This is a genomic window from Stenotrophomonas cyclobalanopsidis, from assembly GCF_008710035.1.
In the GTDB taxonomy this organism is placed as follows: Bacteria; Pseudomonadota; Gammaproteobacteria; order Xanthomonadales; family Xanthomonadaceae; genus Stenotrophomonas; species Stenotrophomonas cyclobalanopsidis.
Window position 1 is genome coordinate 389,492 of the sequence record NZ_VYKI01000001.1, and the last position, 21,025, is coordinate 410,516.

General features: G+C 68.4%; 14 protein-coding genes. 9 read left to right on the forward strand and 5 right to left on the reverse strand.

Annotated elements, in window-relative coordinates:
• Position 1 precedes the first annotated feature (1 nt).
• The gene (locus FJU31_RS01620; protein ID WP_150453218.1) at positions 2 to 3,346 is read right to left on the reverse strand and encodes a GH92 family glycosyl hydrolase; all 3,345 of its coding nucleotides are present in this window, start codon (positions 3,344 to 3,346) and stop codon (positions 2 to 4) included.
• A 414-nt stretch (positions 3,347 to 3,760) separates the two neighbouring features.
• Here FJU31_RS01620 and FJU31_RS01625 point away from each other — a divergent pair, with 414 nt between their 5' ends.
• From FJU31_RS01625 to FJU31_RS01645, 5 genes are all read left to right on the forward strand, one after another.
• Positions 3,761 to 6,502 (forward strand): TonB-dependent receptor plug domain-containing protein, encoded by a 2,742-nt coding sequence (locus FJU31_RS01625; RefSeq protein WP_150453219.1) that lies wholly within the window; start codon positions 3,761 to 3,763, stop codon positions 6,500 to 6,502.
• Positions 6,503 to 6,612: 110 nt separating this feature from the next.
• Complete coding sequence (locus tag FJU31_RS01630; protein WP_108769947.1) at positions 6,613 to 6,810, forward strand: zinc-finger domain-containing protein; 198 nt, start codon at positions 6,613 to 6,615, stop codon at positions 6,808 to 6,810.
• Between the two features lie 12 nt (positions 6,811 to 6,822).
• Positions 6,823 to 7,938: a glycosyltransferase gene (locus FJU31_RS01635; RefSeq protein ID WP_150453220.1), complete on the forward strand. Its 1,116-nt coding sequence runs from the start codon at positions 6,823 to 6,825 to the stop codon at positions 7,936 to 7,938.
• A complete protein-coding gene (locus tag FJU31_RS01640; protein ID WP_150453221.1) occupies positions 7,919 to 9,241 on the forward strand; it encodes an O-antigen ligase family protein in 1,323 nt (440 codons plus the stop codon). Before FJU31_RS01635 ends, FJU31_RS01640 begins: the two co-directional genes overlap by 20 nt.
• 90 nt (positions 9,242 to 9,331) lie before the next feature.
• Positions 9,332 to 9,778 carry an REP-associated tyrosine transposase gene (locus FJU31_RS01645; protein ID WP_150453222.1) on the forward strand — a complete coding sequence of 149 codons (447 nt, stop codon included), beginning with the start codon at positions 9,332 to 9,334 and terminating at the stop codon, positions 9,776 to 9,778.
• 19 nt (positions 9,779 to 9,797) lie between these two features.
• On the opposite strand, the gene FJU31_RS01650 is transcribed toward FJU31_RS01645, so the two are convergent.
• Positions 9,798 to 10,715, reverse strand: a complete 918-nt coding sequence (locus tag FJU31_RS01650) for an LpxL/LpxP family Kdo(2)-lipid IV(A) lauroyl/palmitoleoyl acyltransferase (protein WP_150453223.1) — start codon at positions 10,713 to 10,715, stop codon at positions 9,798 to 9,800.
• Between the two features lie 60 nt (positions 10,716 to 10,775).
• On the opposite strand from FJU31_RS01650, the gene waaA reads away from it, so the two are divergent.
• Both waaA and FJU31_RS01660 read left to right on the forward strand, forming a co-directional pair.
• Complete coding sequence (gene waaA / locus FJU31_RS01655) at positions 10,776 to 12,074, forward strand: lipid IV(A) 3-deoxy-D-manno-octulosonic acid transferase (RefSeq protein ID WP_150453224.1); 1,299 nt, start codon at positions 10,776 to 10,778, stop codon at positions 12,072 to 12,074.
• A gap of 213 nt (positions 12,075 to 12,287) precedes the next feature.
• On the forward strand, positions 12,288 to 13,547 hold the full coding sequence (locus tag FJU31_RS01660; RefSeq protein WP_150453225.1) for an amino acid transporter: 1,260 nt from the start codon (positions 12,288 to 12,290) through the stop codon (positions 13,545 to 13,547).
• A 194-nt stretch (positions 13,548 to 13,741) separates the two neighbouring features.
• Here FJU31_RS01660 and FJU31_RS01665 read toward each other — a convergent pair whose 3' ends face one another.
• From FJU31_RS01665 to FJU31_RS01675, 3 genes are all read right to left on the reverse strand, one after another.
• Positions 13,742 to 15,100 (reverse strand): TolC family outer membrane protein, encoded by a 1,359-nt coding sequence (locus FJU31_RS01665; protein WP_108769940.1) that lies wholly within the window; start codon positions 15,098 to 15,100, stop codon positions 13,742 to 13,744.
• A 16-nt stretch (positions 15,101 to 15,116) separates the two neighbouring features.
• The gene (locus FJU31_RS01670) at positions 15,117 to 15,764 is read right to left on the reverse strand and encodes a protein-L-isoaspartate O-methyltransferase family protein (protein WP_150453226.1); all 648 of its coding nucleotides are present in this window, start codon (positions 15,762 to 15,764) and stop codon (positions 15,117 to 15,119) included.
• 139 nt (positions 15,765 to 15,903) lie between these two features.
• On the reverse strand, positions 15,904 to 16,581 hold the full coding sequence (locus FJU31_RS01675) for a TetR/AcrR family transcriptional regulator (RefSeq protein ID WP_150453227.1): 678 nt from the start codon (positions 16,579 to 16,581) through the stop codon (positions 15,904 to 15,906).
• A gap of 121 nt (positions 16,582 to 16,702) precedes the next feature.
• Between FJU31_RS01675 and FJU31_RS01680 the strand changes: the two genes are divergently transcribed.
• Together FJU31_RS01680 and FJU31_RS01685 are read left to right on the forward strand one after the other, a co-directional pair.
• The gene (locus FJU31_RS01680) at positions 16,703 to 17,833 is read left to right on the forward strand and encodes an efflux RND transporter periplasmic adaptor subunit (protein WP_150453228.1); all 1,131 of its coding nucleotides are present in this window, start codon (positions 16,703 to 16,705) and stop codon (positions 17,831 to 17,833) included.
• Positions 17,834 to 17,837: 4 nt separating this feature from the next.
• The gene (locus FJU31_RS01685) at positions 17,838 to 20,999 is read left to right on the forward strand and encodes an efflux RND transporter permease subunit (RefSeq protein ID WP_150453229.1); all 3,162 of its coding nucleotides are present in this window, start codon (positions 17,838 to 17,840) and stop codon (positions 20,997 to 20,999) included.
• Positions 21,000 to 21,025: the final 26 nt, after the last annotated feature.

Here is a 21,025-nt window from a genome sequence, read left to right on the forward strand (position 1 = left end):
ATCAGTTTACGGTGGAGGGCGACAGCAGTTCGATCTCGGCCAGCTGCAGGCGCCCCGGCGCAGCGACGCGCAGACGGTACTCTGCAAAGCGTGAGGGCGAGGCGATGCGGAACGGACGCGTCTGCCGCGGCGAGGTGAAATCTTCGCTACGGCGCTCATCCAGTGTCGTCCAGCGGCCGCCGGCGGTACGCGCTTCCAGCGTCCATCCGGCCCCGCGTATCGCGCCTTCGCCGCTGGTCAGCGTGTACATCGTCGGTGCGCCCTCGCCCACCGCGCTCAGTGCGATGGTGGCGCCCGTGCCCAGCGGCACGGCCGTGGTTGCATCGTCGTCCAGCAGCGCTGGCACGGCACGGCCATCGGCCAGCGCCGCGCGGGCACCGTTGCCGAGCAGGTCATGCAGCATCTGCGGGCGCTTGCCCGGCGCGGTCAGCGAATGCGGCACATCATCCACGCCGGTACCCCAGCGCGAGGGCTGCGGACCCATCACGAAGTCCAGCGTCGCGCCCTTGGCGATCACCTCATGCGGCACCCAGGTCTTCGTCCACGGCTTGCCGTTGATCTTCAGCGACTGCACGTAGACGTTCTGCGCCGAGTTGTTGGCCGCGTTGACGGTCAGCACCGCGCCGCCCTGCAGTTCCACCCGGGCATGCTCGAAGGCCGGCGAGCCGATCACGTACTCCGGCGCGCCCATGCGCAGCGGGTACAGGCCCAGCGAGGCCAGCACATACCACGCCGAAGTCTCGCCGTTGTCCTCATCGCCCGGGTAGCCCTGGCCGATCTCGCTGCCGACATACAGTCGCGACAGGATCTCGCGCACGTGCTGCTGGGTCTTCCATGGCTGCCCGGCGTACAGGTACATCCACGGGATGTGGTGCGCCGGCTGGTTGCTGTGGGCGTACATGCCCATGCGCACGTCGCGCGCTTCGGTCATCTCATGGATGGTGCCGCCGTAGGAACCGGCCAGCGCCGGGTCGGCGGTTTCCGGGGTCGAGAAGAACGTATCCAGCTTGGCGGCCAGCTTGTCGCGGCCACCGTACAGTGCAGCCAGGCCCTCGCCATCGTGCGCGGCGGTGAAGGCGAACGTCCAGCCATTGGATTCGGTGTAATCGTAGCCCCACACGCGCGGGTCGTAGCCCTTCGAATCCAGGCGCCAGCTGCCATCTTCCTTGCGGCCCTGGAAGAAGCCGGCGGCCGGGTCGAACAGGGTCGAATAGCCGGCCGCGCGGTAGCGGAAGTAGTCGGCCTCGGTGCTGTAGCGCTCGCGTTCGGCGGCGCTGGCCGCGCGCTTGGCCAGGGCCTCGGCCATGTTGGCGATGCCGAAGTCGTTCAACGCACCTTCCATCGTCCACGACATGCCTTCATGCACGTCGGCGCTGGCGTAGCCGCGGAAGGTCGAACGGTCCATGCCCTTGCGGCCGACATGGCGGTCCGGCGGCACCACGGTGGCGTTCTTCAGCGCGGCGGCATACGCCTCGGCCGGGTCGAAACCACCGATGCCCTTCAGCCACGCGTCGGCGAAGGCCACGTCCGAGCTGGTGCCGACCATCAGGTCCGCATAGCCCGGCGAGGACCAGCGTGCGATCCAGCCGCCCGCGCGGTACTGCTCGATGAAGCCCTGCACCAGCTTGCCGGCATCGTCCGGGGTGAACAGCGCATACGCCGGCCACGTGGTGCGGAAGGTGTCCCAGAAGCCGTTGTTGACGTACACCTGGCCATCGCGCACCGGCGCGAAGCTGCGGCTGGCGCTGCCGTCGGTGTTGTTGTCCTCGGCACTGGCCTGGCTGGCGTAGCGCCAATCGGGTGCGGCCGCCGTGCCGGCATTTTCATGGCCGGAATTGGGGTACAGGTACAGGCGGTACAGGCTGGAATACAGCGTGGTCTTCGCATCGTCGCTGGCATTGCCGATGTCGAAGCGGGCCAGGCGTGCATCCCAGGCGTCCTGCGCGCGGCCGGCCACGCTGTCGAGCGTATCGGCGGCGGCGATTTCCAGGTCCAGGTTGTGCCGCGCCTGCTCGACCGAGATCAGCGAGGTGGCGATGCGCATGGTCACCTGGCGGTCGCTGCCGGCGTCGAACTTGATGTAGCCGGTGGGGCGGCCGGTGTCGATGCGGCCGCTGCTGCGCCACGGCTTGTCGAAGCGGGCGACCACGTACATGCGGGTCGCACCGTTGGACAGCCCGCTGCGGGTGTCGGTGTAGCCGCTGAGGGTCTGCGTGGCTGTATCCAGGGTCAGGCCGCCGCGTGCATCGACGTTGTCGAACAGCAGGTTGGCATCACCGCCCTCGGGGAAGGCGAAGTGGAACAGTGCGGCATGGTCGGTCGGCGCGATGGCGGCGGCGATGCCGTTGTCGAAGCGCACGTCATAGCGGTACGGCCGCGCGCGCTCATGGCTGCGGTCGAAGGACAGCGCGCGCTTGCCTCGGTCGGCCTCGGGCACGCCGCGGCTGGCCGAAGGCATCACCTGGAAGGTCTGGCGGTCACCCATCCACGGGCTGGGCTGGTGGCTCAGTGCCAGTGCCTGCAGCTGCGGGCGGTTCTTTGCGTCGTTCTGCTCGTTCCAGCGGTACAGCCAGTTCAGTGCACCGGCGTCGGTCACCGGGGTCCAGAAGTTGAAGCCGTGCGGTACTGCGGTGGCCGGGAAGTTGTTGCCACGCGAGAAGGTGCCGTTGGCCTGGGTGCCGCGGGTGGTCAGCACCCAGTCCGAAACCCGCTGCGGCACGGTGCGCGGCTGCGCATCCAGGCGCACGTCGTCGATCCAGCCGGAGACCGGCGCACCGTCGGCGCTGGCCACCTCCAGTTCGATGGCGACCACGCGGCGGCCGCGCAGCGCCGGCACATCGCCCAGGCGCACCGCCTTGCGTGCCCACTGCTGCGGGTACAGCGTCTTCGATTCGCCCTGCGCGCGTGCACCCAGCGCGATGCCGTGCTGGTCGCGCGCGCTGCTGGCGGAAACGCGGCTGCCATCGTCCAGGCGCAGGTCCAGCGAGACATGGGTGGAGGCCACGGTGTCCCTGCCGACGATCTCCGGCAGCACCAGCCAGGACAGGGTGGTCTCGGCATCGATGGCCAGGTCGGTGCTGAACAGCTCGCGCCGCGCGCTGCCACCGGCAGCCTGGTAGTGCAGGGCGCGCAGGCCGCTGTAGCCGACGTTGCGCTTGGCCGTATAGGGCTCGGCCGGGCCGTTGCCGATCTGCACCTTCAGGGCGCCGCCGGCCTTGGCCGGTGCCGGTTCCCCCGCTTCGAACGAGGTCTGCAGGCCCTGTGCCAGTGCGGGCAGGGCGGGGGTGGCGCAGGCCAGGGCGAGGGCAAGCGGAAGCAGGGCGCGGCGCGGATCGGACAGGGTCATGCAGGGTCTCCCGGTAGGGCAGGCGGCAGGCAGAACCCGCATCGGCACGCACCACGGACAGCATCGCGCCCGCCGCCCAAGGGCAGTGGAAAGGGGCGATGCCGGTCCGGTGGGGGTCGGGCCGTGCGATCGGGTCAGGGTCGGAATCGTCCCGATCCTGCCTCAGCCCATTGCCCCCTGACAAGTGCAATTAGTTCGATCCAAATACGGCAAAACCGTTTCATTTCAAATTATTGACAGGTTGCCTTGGATCGATTTAAAAGTGGCCAGCTCACCCCCTGTACCGGAATGCCCCGCATGTCCTGATCCGGGCCGGCCCCCGCCGCCCGTTGTTGCCCACCACTGCCGTCCATCCACGACCTTCCCGTCCGCCCCCCACCGGCTGGACCGTCATCCGCCTCTGGAGAGAGCTTGATGAAACCCCGGTTGTTGTCGTTGTTGATGTCGTCGTTGCTGTTGTCGCCGCTTGCCGTACAGGCCCAGTCCACCCCGCAGGGGGAGGGCACCGATCCCCCGCGCACCCGCGACCTGGATGCGGTCAAGGTCACCGGCTCGCTCATCCCGCGGGCGCAGGTGGAGGGTCCTTCGCCGGTCACCACCATCACCGCCGAGCAGATCCAGGCACAGGGCTTCACCACCGTGTTCGACGCGCTGCGCTCGCTGCCGGTGTCGAACGGCTCCGTGCAGGATTCGCAGGGCACCGGCTTCTACACCCCGGGCGCCAAGACCATCAGCCTGTTCGGCCTGGACCCCAGCTACACCCTCACCCTCATCAACGGGCGGCCGATCAACAGCTACCCGCTGGCCTACAACGGCAACACCAGCATCGCCGACATCGCCAACATCCCGTTGGGAATGGTCGAGCGCATCGACGTGCTCACCGGTGGCCAGTCCTCGGTGTATGGCTCCTCGGCCATTGCCGGCGTGGTCAACATCGTGCTGAAGGACCGCGTGGAAGGCACCCACCTGCGCTACCGCGTCGGCGGCTACAGTCAGGGCGGCGGCTCCAGCCAGCGCTTCAGCGCCAGCAGCGGCCAGACCTTCGGCAACCTCGATATCAGCTACGGGCTGGAATACACCAACCAGAAGGCGATCCATGCCTTCGACCGCAGCCGCATCGACAGCGTCAACGACAACCCGACCGGCCCGCAGGATCCTTCGCGCAGCTTCCTGCGCATGCGCATGGGCCCCAACGCCTACATCGACCCGGGCGCGGCCACCTGCGCGCCCCTGTCGGACCTGTTCGGCGGCAGCACCGTGTACGCGCACCGCGACATCTCTGGTGGCGGCTACTACTGCGGCACGCCTGACAACGTCGGCACCGCGTCGCTGTACAACTCGAGCCAGGACGTCAACGCCACCACCTTCCTGCGCTACCACCTCAGCCCGGAGACCGAGCTGTACTCGGACATCCTGTTCGGCTTCGGCCGGCCCACCTACAGCGGTGGCAGTCCGTTCTGGAACAAGACCTTCTACAACCAGACCAGCGGCCAGTATGAGCAGTGGCAGCGCATCTACGCGCCGGAGGAGGTCGGCCTGGATGCCAAGGACCAGCGCGTCTACACCCGCTCGCTCAACATCACCGCGGGCGTGCGCGGTGTGCTCGGCGGCTTCGACTACGACGTCTACGTCAACCGCTCCAGCACCGACGTCACCCGCAAATCCACCGATTTCCTGGCGAAGAACGGCGTTGACGACTACTACCTGGGGCCGATGCTCGGCTTGCAGGATGGCTACGAGGTCTACGCGCCGGATCTGTCGCGCCTGTACCAACCGATCAACCGCGAGCAGTACGACAATTTCAGCGGCCTCAATCGTGCCGCATCCAGTGCGTCGCGCACCGCAGTGACCGCGCTGCTGACCGATCGTTCGCTGTTCACCTTGCCGGCCGGCGACGTCGGCTTCGCGCTGATCGCGCAGGGCCAGCGCGAGAAGTTCTTCAACCAGTCGGCCGATCCCAATGCGGGCGTGCTGTTCCGCGGGCAGACCGCCGGCACCTCGGCGCAGGGCCAGCGTGACCTGTACGCGCTGGGCGCCGAACTGCAGGTGCCGATCATCGATACGTTCAGCGCCAACCTGTCCGGTCGCTACGACAAGTACGCGCTGCAGGGCGGCGGTGGCAACGGCAAGGCCACCTGGAAGCTGGGCCTGGAATACCGGCCGGTCGAATCGCTGCTGCTGCGCGGCAGCTACGCCACTGCGTTCCGCTCGCCGGACATGTTCTACCTGTTCTCGCGCGAAAGCAGTGGCTACACCACCAACACCGATTTCTACCAATGCCGGCAGGCCGGGTACACCTCCGACAACTTCGACGAGTGCGACCAGTCCGGCCTCTCGGTGCTGTCCTCCAGCACCGGCAACCGCGACCTGAAGGACATCACCGCGCGCACCTTCACCTATGGCGTGGTGTGGTCGACGCTGGACAACGCCTTGACCCTGTCGGTGGACTACAACTCGGTGGTCATCGAGAACGAAGTACGCATCCTCGGTACCGACAGCATCCTCGACACCGAGGCCAACTGCCGCCTGGGTGTCTCGGAGAACGGGCAGACCCAGTTCGACGTCAACTCGCCCACCTGCCAGCAGGTGCTGGGCCAGGTGCAGCGCAAGCCGGCCACCGATCCGCTCAACCCGAATGGCGTGGACAAGGTGTTCTCGTACCCGATCAACATCGCCAGCCAGCGCCAGAACGGCGTGCAGGCGGCGCTGGACTACCGCTGGGGCACGCAGTCGGTGGGTGATTTCACGGTCAATGCCGGCTACTACCGGCCGCTCAAGCACACCACCCAGGACAAGGAAGGCGACCCGGTCTACGACCAGCTGTGCTGCGCCAACTCCAATGAACTGCAGTACCGCGCCACCCTGGGCGTGAACTGGAAGCGCGGGCCGTTCACCGCCAGCGCCTTCGGCATACGCAATGCCCCCACCTGGGACAGCCGCGGCGAGCAGCGCAACATCGGCCCCTGGACCACCTGGAACGCCACGGTCGGCTACCGCATCAACGACCTGGCCAGCCTGCTGCTGACGGTCAACAACCTGACCGACGAGATGCCGCCGATCGACCGCAGCAACGGCAACTGGCCGTACTACGACCAGGGCGTCTACAACGCCTTCGGCCGTTCGGCCTTCCTGGAACTGTCGCTGGACTTCCAGTAGGGCCGCTGGCCCCCGGGTACGCCCGGGGGCCTTGAACGGGCAGGGGGGCGGCCGGACCGCCCCAAGGTGCTAGAATCGCAGGCCTCGCAATCCGTTCATCGACACCCGCCATGAGCCATACCGCCACCGCGCCCGCCAACGCCGAAAAGCGCTACACCGTGCACCGCAGCGACCTGCCGCTGAGCTGCCCGACCCCGGAAATGGCGCTGTGGAACTCGCATCCGCGCGTGTACCTGCCGATCGAAGATGAGCCCAACGGCGAGGCGAAGTGCCCGTACTGTGGTTCCACCTTCGTGCTGGCCGACTAAGCAGGCACCTCGATGCGCCGACTGACCGTGGTGCAGTTGCTGCCGGCGCTGCACTCCGGTGGCGTCGAGCGCTCCACCCTGGAAATCGCTGCAGCCCTGGCCGCCGCCGGCCATCGCGCGCTGGTGGTGTCCGCCGGTGGCCGCCTGGTGAAGCCGCTGCTGGACAGCGGTGCCGAGCACCTCACCCTCGATATCGGCCGCAAATCGCTGCTGACCCTGCGCCACCTGCCTACCCTGCGGCGGTTGTTCGCCGAGGTCGGCGCGGACATCGTGCATGCGCGCTCGCGCCTGCCGGCGTGGCTGGGCCTGTACGCGATCCGCGCGATGCCGGCCGCGCAGCGCCCGCACTGGGTGACCACCGTGCACGGCCTGAACTCGCCCAGCCGCTACAGCGCGGTGATGACCAGTGGTGAGCGCGTCATCTGCGTTTCCAACACGGTGCGCGACTACGTGCGCCAGCATTACCCGACGGTGCCGGAACAGCGCCTGCAGGTCATTCCGCGCGGCGTCGATGTCAGCCAGTTCCCCCGCGTGGCCCGTGCCGACCGTCGGCCGCGGCTGGCGCTGGCCGCCGATTACCCGTGGCTGGCCCAGGTCGACGGCCCGCTGCTGCTGCTGCCGGGCCGTGGCACCCGCCTGAAGGGCCATGCGCACGCACTGCAGCTGCTGGCCGATGTGCGCGCTGCCGGCGTGCCGGCACAGCTGTGGATGCTGGGCACCGACGAGCCCGGCCGCGAAAGCTACGTGGCCGAGCTGCGGCGCCGGGCGGCCGCGCTGGGCGTGGCCGAGGCGGTGCAGATCAGCACCCCGACCGCGCGCATCGCCCAGGCCTATGCGGCCAGCGATCTGGTCCTGCAGCTGTCGGACAAGCCCGAGGCGTTCGGCCGTACCGTGGTCGAGGCGCTGTCGGTCGGTCGCCCGGTGCTGGGCTGGGACCATGGTGGCGTGGGCGAACTGCTGCAGCAGCTGCAGCCGGCCGGCGCCGTGCCGCTGGGCGATGCAGGGGCGCTGGGTGAACGTGCGCTGGCCCTGCTGGCGCAGCCACCGTCCTTGCCGAGCCGTATCCCGTTTACCCTGCAGACCATGCAGCGCGACACCCTCCGCCTCTATGCCGACCTTGCACGCTGACGCCGCACCCATCGCGGGTGACGAGCGCGCCGGGCGCTGGGCGCCGTGGTGGGTGCTGGCCTACGTGGCCCTGTGGCCGTTGCCGGGCATCGCCGAAACCGTGCTCGGCCTCGGCGCGGTGTATGCCGCGGTGCGCATGATCATGCGCCGCCTGCAGCGCCGGCCGCACCTGCTGACACCCGCCGCGTGGGCGCTGACCTCGATCCTGTTCCTCGGTTACTGGCTGCCGCAGGCGTTCTCCGCGTTCGATGCGATCGACCCGGCGGCGTCGTGGACCAAGGCGGCCGCCGGCCTGCGCTACCTGCCCTTCATGTGGCTGGTGGCGATCGCCGTGGCCACCCCGCAGCGGCGCCGCCTGATCTTCGGTGGCCTGGCGCTGATCACCGCCCTGTGGACGCTGGATGCATTGGTGCAGGCAGTGGCGGGCACCAGCCCGTGGTTCTGGTCGCTGCAGCAACTGAAGCTCGTCGTCAGCGGCCATGCACTGTGCCCGGCCGAGGAAATGGCTTTGGCTGACCGCCTCAGCGGTCCGCTGGGGCCCTGCAATCTCAAGTTCGGGCAGGTCCTGGCCAGCCTCTCGCCGTTCCTGCTGCTCCCCGCCGCACGCCGCTTCGGCACGCCGGGCTGGCTGCTCGCCGGCGCTGCGATGGCCATCGTGCTGCTGCTGGCCGGTTCGCGCGCGTCGTGGATCACCTTCGCGGTGATCGTGGCCTACAGCGGCGTGCGCCAGCTTGGTTGGAAACGGCTGGGCCTGCTGGCGGTGGTCGGCCTGCTGGCCGCGGCGGCACTGACCGCCAGCGTGCCGCAGCTGCGCGAGCGCGTGGCGCGCACCGCGATGGCCTGGGACGGCGGCACCGAGGGCGTCGACCAGGCGCTGTCCGGGCGCGGGCGCATCTGGAGTGCGGCCGGTTGCATGATTGCCGGGCACCCGATCAACGGCGTGGGCGCACGCGGCTTCCGCGATGCGTACCCGCAGTGCGTCGGTGACGATGGGCCCGCGGTGTGGGGCGCCGAACCGGCGCTGCACGCACACCAGATCGTGCTGGAAATCCTCGCCGAAACCGGCGTGCTGGGCCTGCTGCTGTGGCTGGCCGCCGTCGCCCAGGCATGGCGCGCCTGGCGCTTCGCACCGCCCGCGGCCCGTGACCGCGCGCGCCCGGCAATGCTGGCCCTGGCCGCCACCGTGTTCCCGCTCAACACCCACCTCGCGTTCTATTCCACGTTCTGGGGCGGGGTGACGGTGTTGTTGGCGGCGTTGTTCGTCGGCACCCTGCTGGCCCGCGAACCGGAGGCGTTGCAGTAGATCCACGCCATGCGTGGATGGAGCTTTCCCGACACCAGTAAGGGCAACCCCCCAATACCGACGCTCGCGTGCCTATCGCACGCTGGCGCCATGGCCAGCCCAAAACTCCGCTACGGTCGCCACTCCTGCACCGGCATCGTGTACTCGTTGACCACGACCACCCTTGGCCGTGAGCCCTTCTTCTCCGATGCCGCCAACGTCGCGGTGCTGGTCGACGCCCTGCGTTTCGTCGAGCGCGCCGGCATCAGCCACAGCCTTGCCTGGGTGGTCATGCCCCATCTGCATTGGCTGATGGAACTGCAGCAAGGCACGCTCGCCGAATGCATGTCCCTGCTCAAATCCCGCAGCAGCCGCCTGCTGAACCAGCAGCTGGGCCGACGCGGTGCGGTGTGGCAGCACGGGTACCACGATCACGCGGTGCGCACCGACGAGTCATTGCACGAGAAGGCGATGTACATCATGGCCAACCCGATCCGCGCCGGGTTGGCCGGCGAGGTGGGGGAGTACCCCTATGCGTGGTGCCGGTGGCCGCTGTAGATCCACGCATGGCGTGAATCTACTTGTAGAAATCGCTGCGGCCGCCGGGCTGGCGCTTGAACCGCCGATGGATCCACAGGTACTGGTCCGGGGCCTCGCGCACCATCTGTTCGATGGCCTGGTTGACCCGCGTGGTATCGGCTTCCACGTCCTCGCTGGGGAAGTTCTCCAGCGGCGCGCCGATCCTCAGGAAGTACTTTCCGCCTTCGCGGCGGTGGAAGTAGGGAATGACCGCGCAGCCGGTCATCCGCGCCAGCTGGTGGGTGGCGGTGATGGTAGCGGCGGTGTGGCCGAAGAACGGCACGAACACGGTGTCCTTGCCGCGCATGTCCTGGTCTGGCGCGTACCACAGGAAGCCGCCCTTCTTCAGGTGGCGCACGGTGGCACGGATGTCCTCGTTGGCATACATCGCCTTGGCGTAGCGCAGCCGGCCGAACTTCACCGCCCACTCGTACACCGGGTTCTTGTGCTTGCGGTACATGCCCGACAGGTCGACGTGGTCGCACAGCAGGCGGCCGCACATCTCCAGGGTCATGAAATGGCCCGACACCAGCAGCACGCCGCGGCCTTCGGCCTGCATCTGCTTCAGGTGCTCCAGGCCTTCAATCTGTACCTGCGGGCGGATGCTGTCGATGCTGCCCCACCACGAACGCGCGCATTCGAAGATGCCCACGCCGAGGGCGTCGAAGCTGTCGCGCACCAGGCGGTTGCGCCAGGCCTCGTCCTTCTCGGGGAAGCACAGCTTGAGGTTGACCTCGGCGGCACGGCGGCGGCTGCCAAGCGTGCGCCAGGTGATCCAGCCGACGCCGCGGCCGAGCGCGCGCTGCAGCATCCAGGGCAGCCGGGCGATGCCGAACGCGGCGAACATGGCCGCGAACATCGGCCAGTTGCGGGGATCGGCCAGGGACGGGCGGACGGCGGTAGAGGCATCGGACATGCCGCCATTCTACCAACCCCGCCGCGTGTCTTTCCCGGGGGGCTCCCGTATCCTTGCTGCATGCGTAAAGACCCTGTCGAATGGATCCTGCGCGGCCTGTACTCGGCCGTGCTCTACATCCTGCTGCCGATCACCGTGTACCACCTGGTGTGGCGCGGCTTCCGGGTCCGTGAATACTTCCGGCGCTGGGATGAACGCTATGCGTCCTACCCGCAGCCGACCGGCCAGCCGCGGGTCTGGCTGCACGCGGTCTCGGTGGGCGAGGTCAACGCCGCCGCGCCGCTGGTCAACGCCCTGCGCGAGCAGCGGCCGGACATCCGCTGGGTCATCACCACCATCACCCCGACCGGTTCGGAACGGGTGCGCGCGCTGTGGGGCGACGCGCTGGACCACGTCTACCTGCCGTATGACGTACCGGGCAGCGTCAACCGCTTCCTCGGCCACTTCCAGCCCAGCCTGGCCCTGATCCTGGAAACCGAACTGTGGCCGAACATGCTGTTCGGCTGCCGTGACCGCCGCATCCCGGTCTACATCCTCAACGCCCGCCTGTCGGCCCGCTCGCTGCGTGGCTACCGGGTGCTGGCCGCGCTCATCCGCCGCGCGCTGCGCACCGTCACCTGCGTGGCCGCACAGTCGGAAGATGATGCGGCGCGCTTCGTGCAGCTCGGCGCGGCGCCGGAGCAGGTACAGGCGCTGGGCAACCTGAAGTTCGACATCGCCACGCCGGACGTGCGGCCGTTCGTGGCCCAGTTCCATGCGCAGGTGCCGGCTTCGCGTCCGGTGTGGATCGCTGCCAGCACCCACGATGGCGAAGAGCAGGCGGTGATCGACCTGCATCGGCGCCTGCGCGAGCGCCATCCGGACCTGCTGCTGCTGTGGGCACCACGCCATCCCGAGCGATTCCCGAAGGTCGAGGCTCTGGCCCGCGAGCAGGGCTGGAGCGTGGCCACGCGCCGTGCGCAGCAGTGGCCGATGGCGGGCACCGAAGTGTTCGTCATCGATACGCTGGGCGAACTGATGCCGTTCTATGGCTGCGCGCAGGTCGCCTTCGTCGGCGGCAGCCTGCAGGCCATCGGCGGGCACAACCTGCTGGAACCGGCAGCGATGGGCACGGCTGCGGTGACCGGTCCGCACCTGCATAATTTCTCAGAGATCTCGCGGCGCATGCGCGAGGCCGGGGCGCTGCTGATCGGCGAGGACGTGCAGGCGGTGGGCGATCTGCTGCAGCACCTGCTGGACGACGCGCAGGCCCGCGAGGACATGGCGCGGGTCGGTTGCACGCTGGTGAGCAACGGCCGCGGGGCCCTGCAGCGCACGCTGGCGCTGGTCGCGCCGCACCTGCCGCCGCCGCGCGGCTAAGACAGGCGCACGGTGCCGTGCCGGCACTGTCGCGTTCAACAGATTCAAGCCTGCTTGACACCCGCCGCGCTGTCGTAGTCGGACCGCCATGCATCGTCGCCCCGTGGCTGCCATCACAACGCGGCACACGTTCGGCCGATTCTGATTCCGTCCCTTGGTCCGTGCTGCCAGCCTGATGTCCATCACGCTTGGATGGCATCAAGGGAGCTTGCGATGAAGGACGACAGCGGTAGCGGTCTGCGCAGCGGGCACGCGGCGTTCGACCGGTTGGGCAGCGACCACCTGCTGGTGCTGGCGCTGACCCTGCTGATCGGGGGCAGTGTGATCGCGCTGGTCAGCCATAACACCGCGGCACGCGCGGGGCCGGCCATCGTGCTGAGCCTGTTGCTGGCGGCCGTGGGCACAGCGCCGCTGCTGTTCTGCCTGCGCGAGGTCATGCGCCGCACGCCGGATGCAGCAGGGCTGCCGGCGTTGTTGCAGGGTGTGTGCGGGCAACGGATGGCGGCCGTCCTGCTGGCCCTGCTGCTGCTGGATCTGCTGGCCACCCTGGCCGGTGCCGCGCAGTCAGGGGCCCGCCACCTGTACGCCGCCGCCGGCGCGCTCGGCGCAGCGCCGCAGCGCTGGCTGCCGATATCCATGGCGGCGGCGCTGGGCCTGCTGCCGGTCGGCCTGGCGGCGATGCTGCGGCCACGTCGTGCGCTGCTGGTCGCCTGCGGGCTGCTGACCGTGAAAGTGGGCTTGGGCCTGCTGCTGGTGCTGCTGGCCGCGCGCTACGTGCATTACGGCAACTGGGTGCCGTGGATGCCGTCCTCCACCGGGGCGCATCGTTTCGGCCTGGGCGGCGTGGTGGCCGCGGCCGTGCCCCTGTTGGGGGTGTTTGCCAGCGCGGGCCTGCTGCTGGGCGTGGCACCGCGGGTGCAGCGACCCCACCGGCAGCTGACCCAGGTGGCGGGTGGTGCGGTCCTGGCGGCCATGCTGCTGCTGATGGGACTGGCGGCGCTGCAGTCGGGCCTGGTGCAGTTCGCGGCGCTCGACAGCACGCGGCCGCTGACGGTGGCCGTGCAGGCGGTCCCGCAGCTGCAGTGGATGCTGCCGCTGCTGCCGGTGGCAGGCTGGGCCGGGCTGATGGCGCTGCAGGTGGTGGTGGTGCTGCTGGCGGTGGAACTGCTGCCGGCGCTGTGGCGGCGGCCGCGTGCTGCCGCTGATCGTGACGATTGCGATCCGGGGCGGGCAACGCTGGCCTTGGGTATGGCTGCGCTGGCGATGCTGCTGGTGCCTTGGCTGCCCGAGCGCGCGGTGTTGCCGCCGGGCCTTGGCGTGTTGCCGTTGCTCGCAGTGGTGTGCCTGGGTCTGCTTCGCCCACAGGGCCAGGTGCCGCGACAGCGCACGGCGTTGATCTGCCTGTTGGCGCCGTTGGCGGCCGTGTTGTGCCTGGTGCCGCTGGCCCGGCAGATCCAGCTTTGGCAGGGGTAGGGAGGCGCAACCGCGAACGGCATCCACGCATGGCGCGGTTCCGCGCGCCAGTAGATCCACGCCACGCGTGGATGCACGCGCGCCCGCACCATGCCAGTAGATCCACGCCATGCGTGGATGCTCCCCCGGCGACCCGCACCCACAAAAAAGCCACCCTCGCGGGTGGCTTCTTCGTTCTACCGGCAGGCGACGACTCAGTTCGTGGTCGTGGCCGGGTTGCCGGCATCCTGGGTCAGCAGGCGGTTGATGTCCTGCAGTTCGGCCACGTCCAGCGCACCGAGCGACTGGCTCAGCAGCAGGCGGTTCTGCAGGAAGGTGTAGCGGGCGTTGGCGTAGTCCAGCTGCGCCGAGAACAGGATGCGCTGGTTCTGGATCACGTCCAGCACAGTGCGGGTACCCACTTCCAGGCCGACCTGCGACGCGTCATACGCGCTCTGCGCCGAGACCACTGCCAGGCGGCGGGCTTCCACTTCGCTGATGCCCTGCACCAGGGTCTGGTAGGCATTGCGGGTGTTGCGGTCCAGGGCGCGCTTCTGCTGCTCGTAGCCGTCCTGGGCGATGTCACGCTGGGCCAGCGCCTGGCGCACGCCGGACTGGGTGGCACCGCCGGAGAAGATCGGCACGCTCAGGGTCAGGCCGATGCTGTTGGTGCGTGCATCCGGGGACAGCGAACCGGAACCGACGCTGTCGCCCCAGGTCGCGCTCTTGCCCCAGCTGCCGCCCAGCGACAGGGTCGGGTAGTGGCCGCCACGGGCCGCCTGCACACCGGCTTCAGCCGCGCTGACCTTCAGTTCCTGCGCCTTCAGCGCCGGGTTCTGGCTGGTCGCCTGCTGCACCAGTTCGCTGATGTTGCCGCGGTTGGCCGGCACTTCCGGACGGAAGTCGGCCGGCAGGCCCTTCAGGTTCATCACCGGCTGGCCGGTCAGTTCGGTCAGGGCCTGATAGTTATCGGCCAGGGTGTTCTGCGCAACGATGGTGTTGGCGCGTGCCTGGTCGTACTGGGCACGTGCTTCGTGCACGTCGGTGATCGGCGCCAGGCCCACTTCCAGGCGCTTGTCGGCGAAGTCGAACTGCTTCTTCGCGGCCGCTTCATTGGTCTGTGCGGCGTTCAGCGATTCGATCGCCACCAGCACGTTGAAGTAGGCCGCCGAGCTGCGCACGATCAGGCTGTCGTTGGCCGAATCGAGGGTGAAATCCGCCGCCTTGCTCAGCTCACGCTGCGAGCGCAGGTTGTTGATCTGCGTCCAGTTGAAAAGCGTCTGGCTGCCGTCGATCGTGTAGTTGCGGCGCTTGCTGGTGACGGTGCCGGAGTTGGCATCGGCATCGGCTTCGGTGCGCGTGCGGTTCAACGAGGCGGTGCCGTTGATCTGCGGCAGCAGCGCGGCACGCGCCTGCACGGCGCCTTCCTTGTCGTACAGCCGGGTCGATTCGGCGGCCGACAGTTGCGGATCGCCATTGCGTGCCATTTCGTAGACCTGCAGCAGGTCGGCGGCATGGGCGGACAACGGCAGCAGGGCAGTGGCCAGCGCAACAGCGAGGGATCGGCGGATCATTGCGGCTTCCTTGGACTCAGAGGTGGAACTGGGGTGCCGGGGCGGCACCGCGCAGGTAATCGATATCGGTTTCAAACAGCGATTCGGTGCTGCCGTCGGCCTTGACCAGCAGGGCTTCCATCGCCGGCGAACGGCCGTGGATCACGAACAGGCGACCACCGGGACGCAGCCACGAGGCGAACTGTGACGGCACCACGTCGACCGCGCCAGTGACACAGATCACGTCGAAACGGCGCTCGGTCTGCCAGGTCAGGGCATCGGCCACTTCGACGCGGACGTTGGTGCCCAGGCCCGAAGCATCCAGGCGGGCGCGTGCAGCAGCGGCCAGCTCCGGGTCGATTTCCAGGCTCAGCACGTCGCGCGCCAGCGCGCCGATGCAGGCCGAGAGGAAGCCGCTGCCGGTGCCGATTTCAAGCACTTCGTCACCCGGCTGCAGATCCAGCGCCTGCAGGGTACGGCCCTCGATGACCGGCTTCATCATCTTCTGGCCGTTGCCGATCGGCAGTTCGACATCGGCATAGGCCAGCGCCCGGTGCGCGTCGGCGACAAAGGCCTCGCGCGGCAGGCGGGCGAGCACGTCGAGCACCTTGATGTCCAGCACGTCCCAGGGACGGATCTGCTGTTCCACCATCAGTTCGCGGGCGTGGGCGTAATCAATCGTCATGAGGTTCAAATCCAGCGCAGTGGGCCGGCCATTTTACCGGTGCCGGAGGCCGGCGGCGCGCCCAGAGCATCAGCTTTCGGGCGGCCGGGGTCGCAGTGCCGGAAGTCATCGCGACCTCCGGTTTGTTCAGTTTGGTGCTTCAGGCGCTTCCAGGCCCCCGCGGCGCATAGGCGCGCAGGAAGAAATCGACGCTGTCGGGCACGTGGTTGCAAGCATCGCACTGCCCCGGTGACAGCGGCATGCCGCACATCCGGCTCATATGCACCTCGCCCTTGATGAGGGTCAGGAACTGCTGGCCGGCCAAGCGGAAATCGCTGATCTCAAGCTCGCCGCGCGCGGTGCGCGAGCGCAGGAAATCGGCCAGCGCCTCGCAGGTGCGTTCCGGGCCGGCCTGCCAGAACAGTTCGCGCAGCCGTTCGTCGGTTTCCGGGGCCATCATCACCCGCTGGACCGAGATCGCCGCATCGGAAGTGATCATCTCGAAGAAGGCCTGGCCGATGCCCAGCAGCTGGTCGCGCAGCGGGCCTTCGGCATCGGCCACGAACAGCGCGTCCGGCAGCATCTCCATGCACTTGGACTGCACAGCTTCGGTGAAAAGCGTTTCTTTATCGCCGAAATGGCTGTAAACGGTCAGCTTCGATACACCCGCCTGGGCGGCGATGCTGTCCATGCTCACGCCGGTATAGCCCTGTTCTACGAACAGGGTCTTGGCCGCTTCGAGGATTGCCGCGCGCTTGCCGAGGTCCTTCGGACGCCCGGGACCGGCGGCCTTGGCAGCAGGCTTGGCCGATGCTTTGCGGGAAGTGGGAGAACTCATTCCCGTAATACTAGACCAACCGGTTCGATATTTATACTATACCGGCCAGTTTACTAAATTGGGGTTGGCCCTCGTGTCGGCTCCCCCGCGTTTGAACCCTGTGTTTTCAGGATGTTGACCGATGAAGAGCGTGCGCTGGCTGGGCAGTTGGGTGTGGGTGGTGGCGCTGGCCGCCTGTTCGGGGCCGGAGCAGGCGCCGCAGGCGGCGGTGCCGGTGCTGGTGGTGCATCCGGGCGAGCAGGCCGGGCAGGGTGCGGCGTCGTTCCCGGGCACCATCCGGGCCCGCCAGGAGAGCCCGCTGTCGTTCCGCGTGGGCGGCAACCTGGTCAAGCGCCACGTCGATGCCGGCCAGCGGGTGAAGAAGGGCGATGTGCTGGCCGAGCTGGACGTGGCCGACTTCGCCCTGCAGGCCCGCGCCTCGCAGGCACAGCTGGCGGCCGCCGAGGCCGACCTGGCGCGTACCCGCGATGACCTCAAGCGCTACCGGGTACTCGCCGACCAGCAGCTGGTCAGCCGCTCGCAGCTGGACCAGCAGAGTGCCGCCTTCAAGGCCGCACAGGGCCAGGCCAACGCGGCCCGCGCCAACCTCGACGTGCTGCGCAACCAGGCAGGCTATGCCCAGCTGCGCGCGCCGGCCGACGGCGTGATCGCCAGCCGCGAGGCCGAGGCCGGGCAGGTGGTGTCGGCCGGCCAGACCATCTTCAACCTGGCCGCCGATGGCGCCCGCGAAGTGCTGATCGACCTGCCCGAAGCGACCTTCCGCGACTACGCGGTGGGCCAGCCGGTACAGGTAGAACTGTGGAACCGGCCGGGCCAGCGCATGCCGGGTACGATCCGCGAGATCGCCGCTGCGGCCGATCCGCAGGCGCGCACCTACGCTACCCGCGTCAGCCTGGCTGCCGATGCGCTGGCCGATGTCGAGCTGGGCCAGAGCGCGCGGGTGTTCAGCAGCGCCGGCCGCGCCGGCACCCTGCAGCTGCCGTTGGCCGCTCTGCAGCGTGGTGCCAACGGTGCCTCCAGCGTCTGGGTGGTGGACCCGGCCAACAGCACGCTGAAGGAAGTGGCCGTCACCACCGGTGCCTATGGCAGCAACAGCGTGCCGGTGCTGTCCGGCGTCGCTGCCGGTGACTGGGTGGTGGCCGCAGGTGGCCACCTGCTGCGCGCAGGCCAGCCGGTGACCGCCGTGGACCGGCAGAACCGTCCGGTGCTGAAGCCGGCCACGCCGGCCGCCGCGCCGAAGGCCAAGGAGTAAGCCGGTGCGCCGCTTCAATCTTTCCGAGTGGGCGCTGGCCAATCGTCCGCTGGTGCTGTTCGCCATGCTCGCCTTCGCAGTGATCGGCGCGTGGTCGTACAAGCACCTTGGCCAGTCCGAGGATCCGCCGTTCACCTTCAAGGCGATGGTGATCCGCACGCAGTGGCCCGGCGCTACCGCCGAGCAGGTATCGCGGCAGGTGACCGAGCCGATCGAGAAGGCGCTGATGAACACCGGCGAATACGAGTTCATCCGCTCCTACTCGCGCCCGGGCGAATCGCAGGTGATCTTCATGGCCCGCGACAGCCTGCGTTCCAGGCAGATTCCGGACCTTTGGTACCAGGTGCGCAAGCGCGTGGGCGACATCCGCGCGACGCTGCCGCGCGAGATCGTCGGCCCGTTCTACAACGATGAGTTCGGCGATACCTACGGCAACATCTACGCGCTCACCGGCAAGGGCTTCGACTATGCGGTGATGCGTGACTACGCCGACCGCATCCAGCTGGAACTGCAGCGCGTGCCCGATGTCGGCAAGATCGACCTGGTCGGCCTGCAGGATGAGAAGGTGTGGATCGAGCTGTCCAACACCCGCCTGGCCACGCTGGGCCTGTCGATGCAGCAGGTGCAGCAGGCGCTGGCCGACCAGAACGCGATTGCCGGCACCAGCTTCTTCGAAACGCCGACCGACCGCGTGCAGCTGCGCGTGACCGGCCAGTTCGACAGCATCGAGGCGATCCGCCAGTTCCCGGTGCGTGCCGGTGAGCGCACCGTGCACCTGGGCGACATCGCCGAGGTCAAGCGCGGCTTCGCCGATCCGGCCTCGCCGAAGATGCGCTTCATGGGCGAAGAGGCCATCGGCCTGGCCGTGGCGATGAAGGACGGCGGCGACATCCTCAAGCTGGGTGCGAACCTGGATGCGGAGTTCGAGCGCCTGCAGAAGACCCTGCCGACCGGCATGCAGCTGCGCAAGGTCTCCGACCAGCCGCAGGCGGTGGAAGAATCCGTCGGCGAGTTCGTGCAGGTGCTGACCGAGGCGGTGGTGATCGTGCTGCTGGTCAGCTTCTTCTCGCTGGGCCTGCGTACCGGCCTGGTGGTGGGCGTGACCATTCCGCTGGTCCTGGCGATGACCTTCTTCGTCATGCACTACTTCGGCATCGGCCTGCACAAGATCTCGCTGGGCGCGCTGGTGCTGGCGCTGGGTCTGCTGGTGGACGATGCGATCATCGCGGTGGAGATGATGGCCACCAAGATGGAGCAGGGCTACGACCGCCTGCGTGCGGCCAGCTTCGCCTGGGAATCAACGGCATTCCCGATGCTGACCGGTACGCTGATCACCGCGGCCGGCTTCCTGCCGATCGCCACCGCTGCGTCGAGCACCGGTGAGTACACGCGTTCGCTGTTCCAGGTGGTGACCATCGCGCTGGTGGTGTCCTGGATTGCGGCGGTGCTGTTCATCCCGTACCTGGGCGACAAGATGCTGCCGGACCTGTTCAATCCGCAGCCGCCGAAGCCGGGCAGCCTGTCCGCGCGCTGGCTGGCCCGGCGCCGGCAGTGGGCCGACCGCTTCCCGGCGCTGGCCAACCTGATTGCCCCGGCGCAGCACGGCCATGACCACGACCCGTACCAGCGGCCGTTCTACCAGCGCTTCCGCCGCTTCCTGGATGCCTGCCTGCGCCATCGCTGGTGGGTGATCGCCGCGACCATCGGCCTGTTCGTGTTCTCGCTGATGATGTTCCGCTTCGTGCCGCAGCAGTTCTTCCCCGATTCGACCCGACCGGAACTCATGGTCGACATCGAACTGGCCGAGGGCGCCTCGCTGCGCTCGACCCAGGCCCAGGCCGAGAAGCTGGAAAAGCTGCTGCACGGGCGCGGGGACATCGCCAACTACGTGTCCTACGTGGGCACCGGTTCGCCGCGTTTCTATCTGCCGCTGGACCAGCAGCTGCCGGCGACCAACTTCGCCCAGTTCGTGGTGCTGGCCAAGGACACCCACGCCCGCGAAACCGTGCGCACCTGGCTGATGAAGGACGTCATTCCGCAGTTCCCCGATGTGCAGATGCGCGTGACCCGCCTGGAAAACGGCCCGCCGGTGGGCTACCCGGTGCAGATGCGCGTGTCCGGCGAGCACATCGAGCAGGTGCAGGCCATCGCGCGCCAGGTCGAGGCCAAGGTGCGCGAGAACCCGCACGTCATCAACGTCAACCTGGACTGGAGCGAACCGAGCAAGGTGGTGCGCCTGGTGATCGACCAGGAACGTGCGCGCGCGCTGGGCGTGAGCAGTGCGCAGGTCAGCCAGTTCCTGGCCAGTTCGCTGGCCGGGCAGTCGGTGAGCGTGTACCGCGAAGGCAACCGCCAGATCGAGATGCTGCTGCGCGGCCCGGCCGACGAGCGTGACCAGCTGGAGCTGTTGTCCAGCCTGGCCATGCCCACCGCCAACGGCGGCAGCATCACGCTGTCGCAGGTGGCGACGATGGAATACGGCTTTGAGGACGGAATCATCTGGCACCGCAACCGCCTGCCGACGGTGACCGTGCGTGCCGACATCGGCGATGGCATGCAGCCGCTGGACGTGGTGCAGCAGCTCCTGCCGACGCTGGATGGCATCCGCGCGCAGCTGCCCAGCGGTTACCTGCTGGAAACCGGCGGCACGGTGGAGGATTCGGCACGCGGCCAGGATTCGATCAAGGCCGGCATGCCACTGTTCCTGATCGTGGTGGCGACCCTGCTGATGCTGCAGCTGCGCAGCTTCTCGCGGGCGGCGATGGTGCTGGTGACCGCGCCGCTGGGCATCATCGGTGCCACCCTGTTCCTGCTGCTGTTCCGGGCGCCGTTCGGCTTTGTGGCGCTGCTGGGCACCATCGCGCTGGCCGGCATGATCATGCGCAACTCGGTGATCCTGATCGACCAGATCCAGCAGGACATCGATGCGGGGCATGACCGGTGGCATTCGATCATCGACGCCACGGTACGGCGTTTCCGCCCGATCGTGCTGACCGCGCTCGCCGCCGTGCTGGCGATGATCCCGCTGTCGCGCAGCGCGTTCTACGGCTCAATGGCGATCTCGATCATGGGTGGCCTGATCGTCGGCACCGTGCTGACCCTGGTGTTCCTGCCGGCGCTGTACGCGTCGTGGTTCCGGGTCAAGCCGGACGAATCCGGGGCATAACGCCCCGGATTCTACGGCCACCGCCT

Coding starts and splice junctions, on each gene's coding strand:
- FJU31_RS01645 (WP_150453222.1), top strand. CDS start 9,332: ATGGCCAGCCCAAAACTCCGCTACGGTCGCCACTCCTGCACCGGCATC.
- FJU31_RS01665 (WP_108769940.1), bottom strand. CDS start 15,100: ATGATCCGCCGATCCCTCGCTGTTGCGCTGGCCACTGCCCTGCTGCCG.
- FJU31_RS01660 (WP_150453225.1), top strand. CDS start 12,288: ATGAAGGACGACAGCGGTAGCGGTCTGCGCAGCGGGCACGCGGCGTTC.
- FJU31_RS01625 (WP_150453219.1), top strand. CDS start 3,761: ATGAAACCCCGGTTGTTGTCGTTGTTGATGTCGTCGTTGCTGTTGTCG.
- FJU31_RS01635 (WP_150453220.1), top strand. CDS start 6,823: ATGCGCCGACTGACCGTGGTGCAGTTGCTGCCGGCGCTGCACTCCGGT.
- FJU31_RS01620 (WP_150453218.1), bottom strand. CDS start 3,346: ATGACCCTGTCCGATCCGCGCCGCGCCCTGCTTCCGCTTGCCCTCGCC.
- waaA (WP_150453224.1), top strand. CDS start 10,776: ATGCGTAAAGACCCTGTCGAATGGATCCTGCGCGGCCTGTACTCGGCC.
- FJU31_RS01670 (WP_150453226.1), bottom strand. CDS start 15,764: ATGACGATTGATTACGCCCACGCCCGCGAACTGATGGTGGAACAGCAG.
- FJU31_RS01640 (WP_150453221.1), top strand. CDS start 7,919: ATGCCGACCTTGCACGCTGACGCCGCACCCATCGCGGGTGACGAGCGC.
- FJU31_RS01650 (WP_150453223.1), bottom strand. CDS start 10,715: ATGTCCGATGCCTCTACCGCCGTCCGCCCGTCCCTGGCCGATCCCCGC.
- FJU31_RS01630 (WP_108769947.1), top strand. CDS start 6,613: ATGAGCCATACCGCCACCGCGCCCGCCAACGCCGAAAAGCGCTACACC.
- FJU31_RS01680 (WP_150453228.1), top strand. CDS start 16,703: ATGAAGAGCGTGCGCTGGCTGGGCAGTTGGGTGTGGGTGGTGGCGCTG.
- FJU31_RS01675 (WP_150453227.1), bottom strand. CDS start 16,581: ATGAGTTCTCCCACTTCCCGCAAAGCATCGGCCAAGCCTGCTGCCAAG.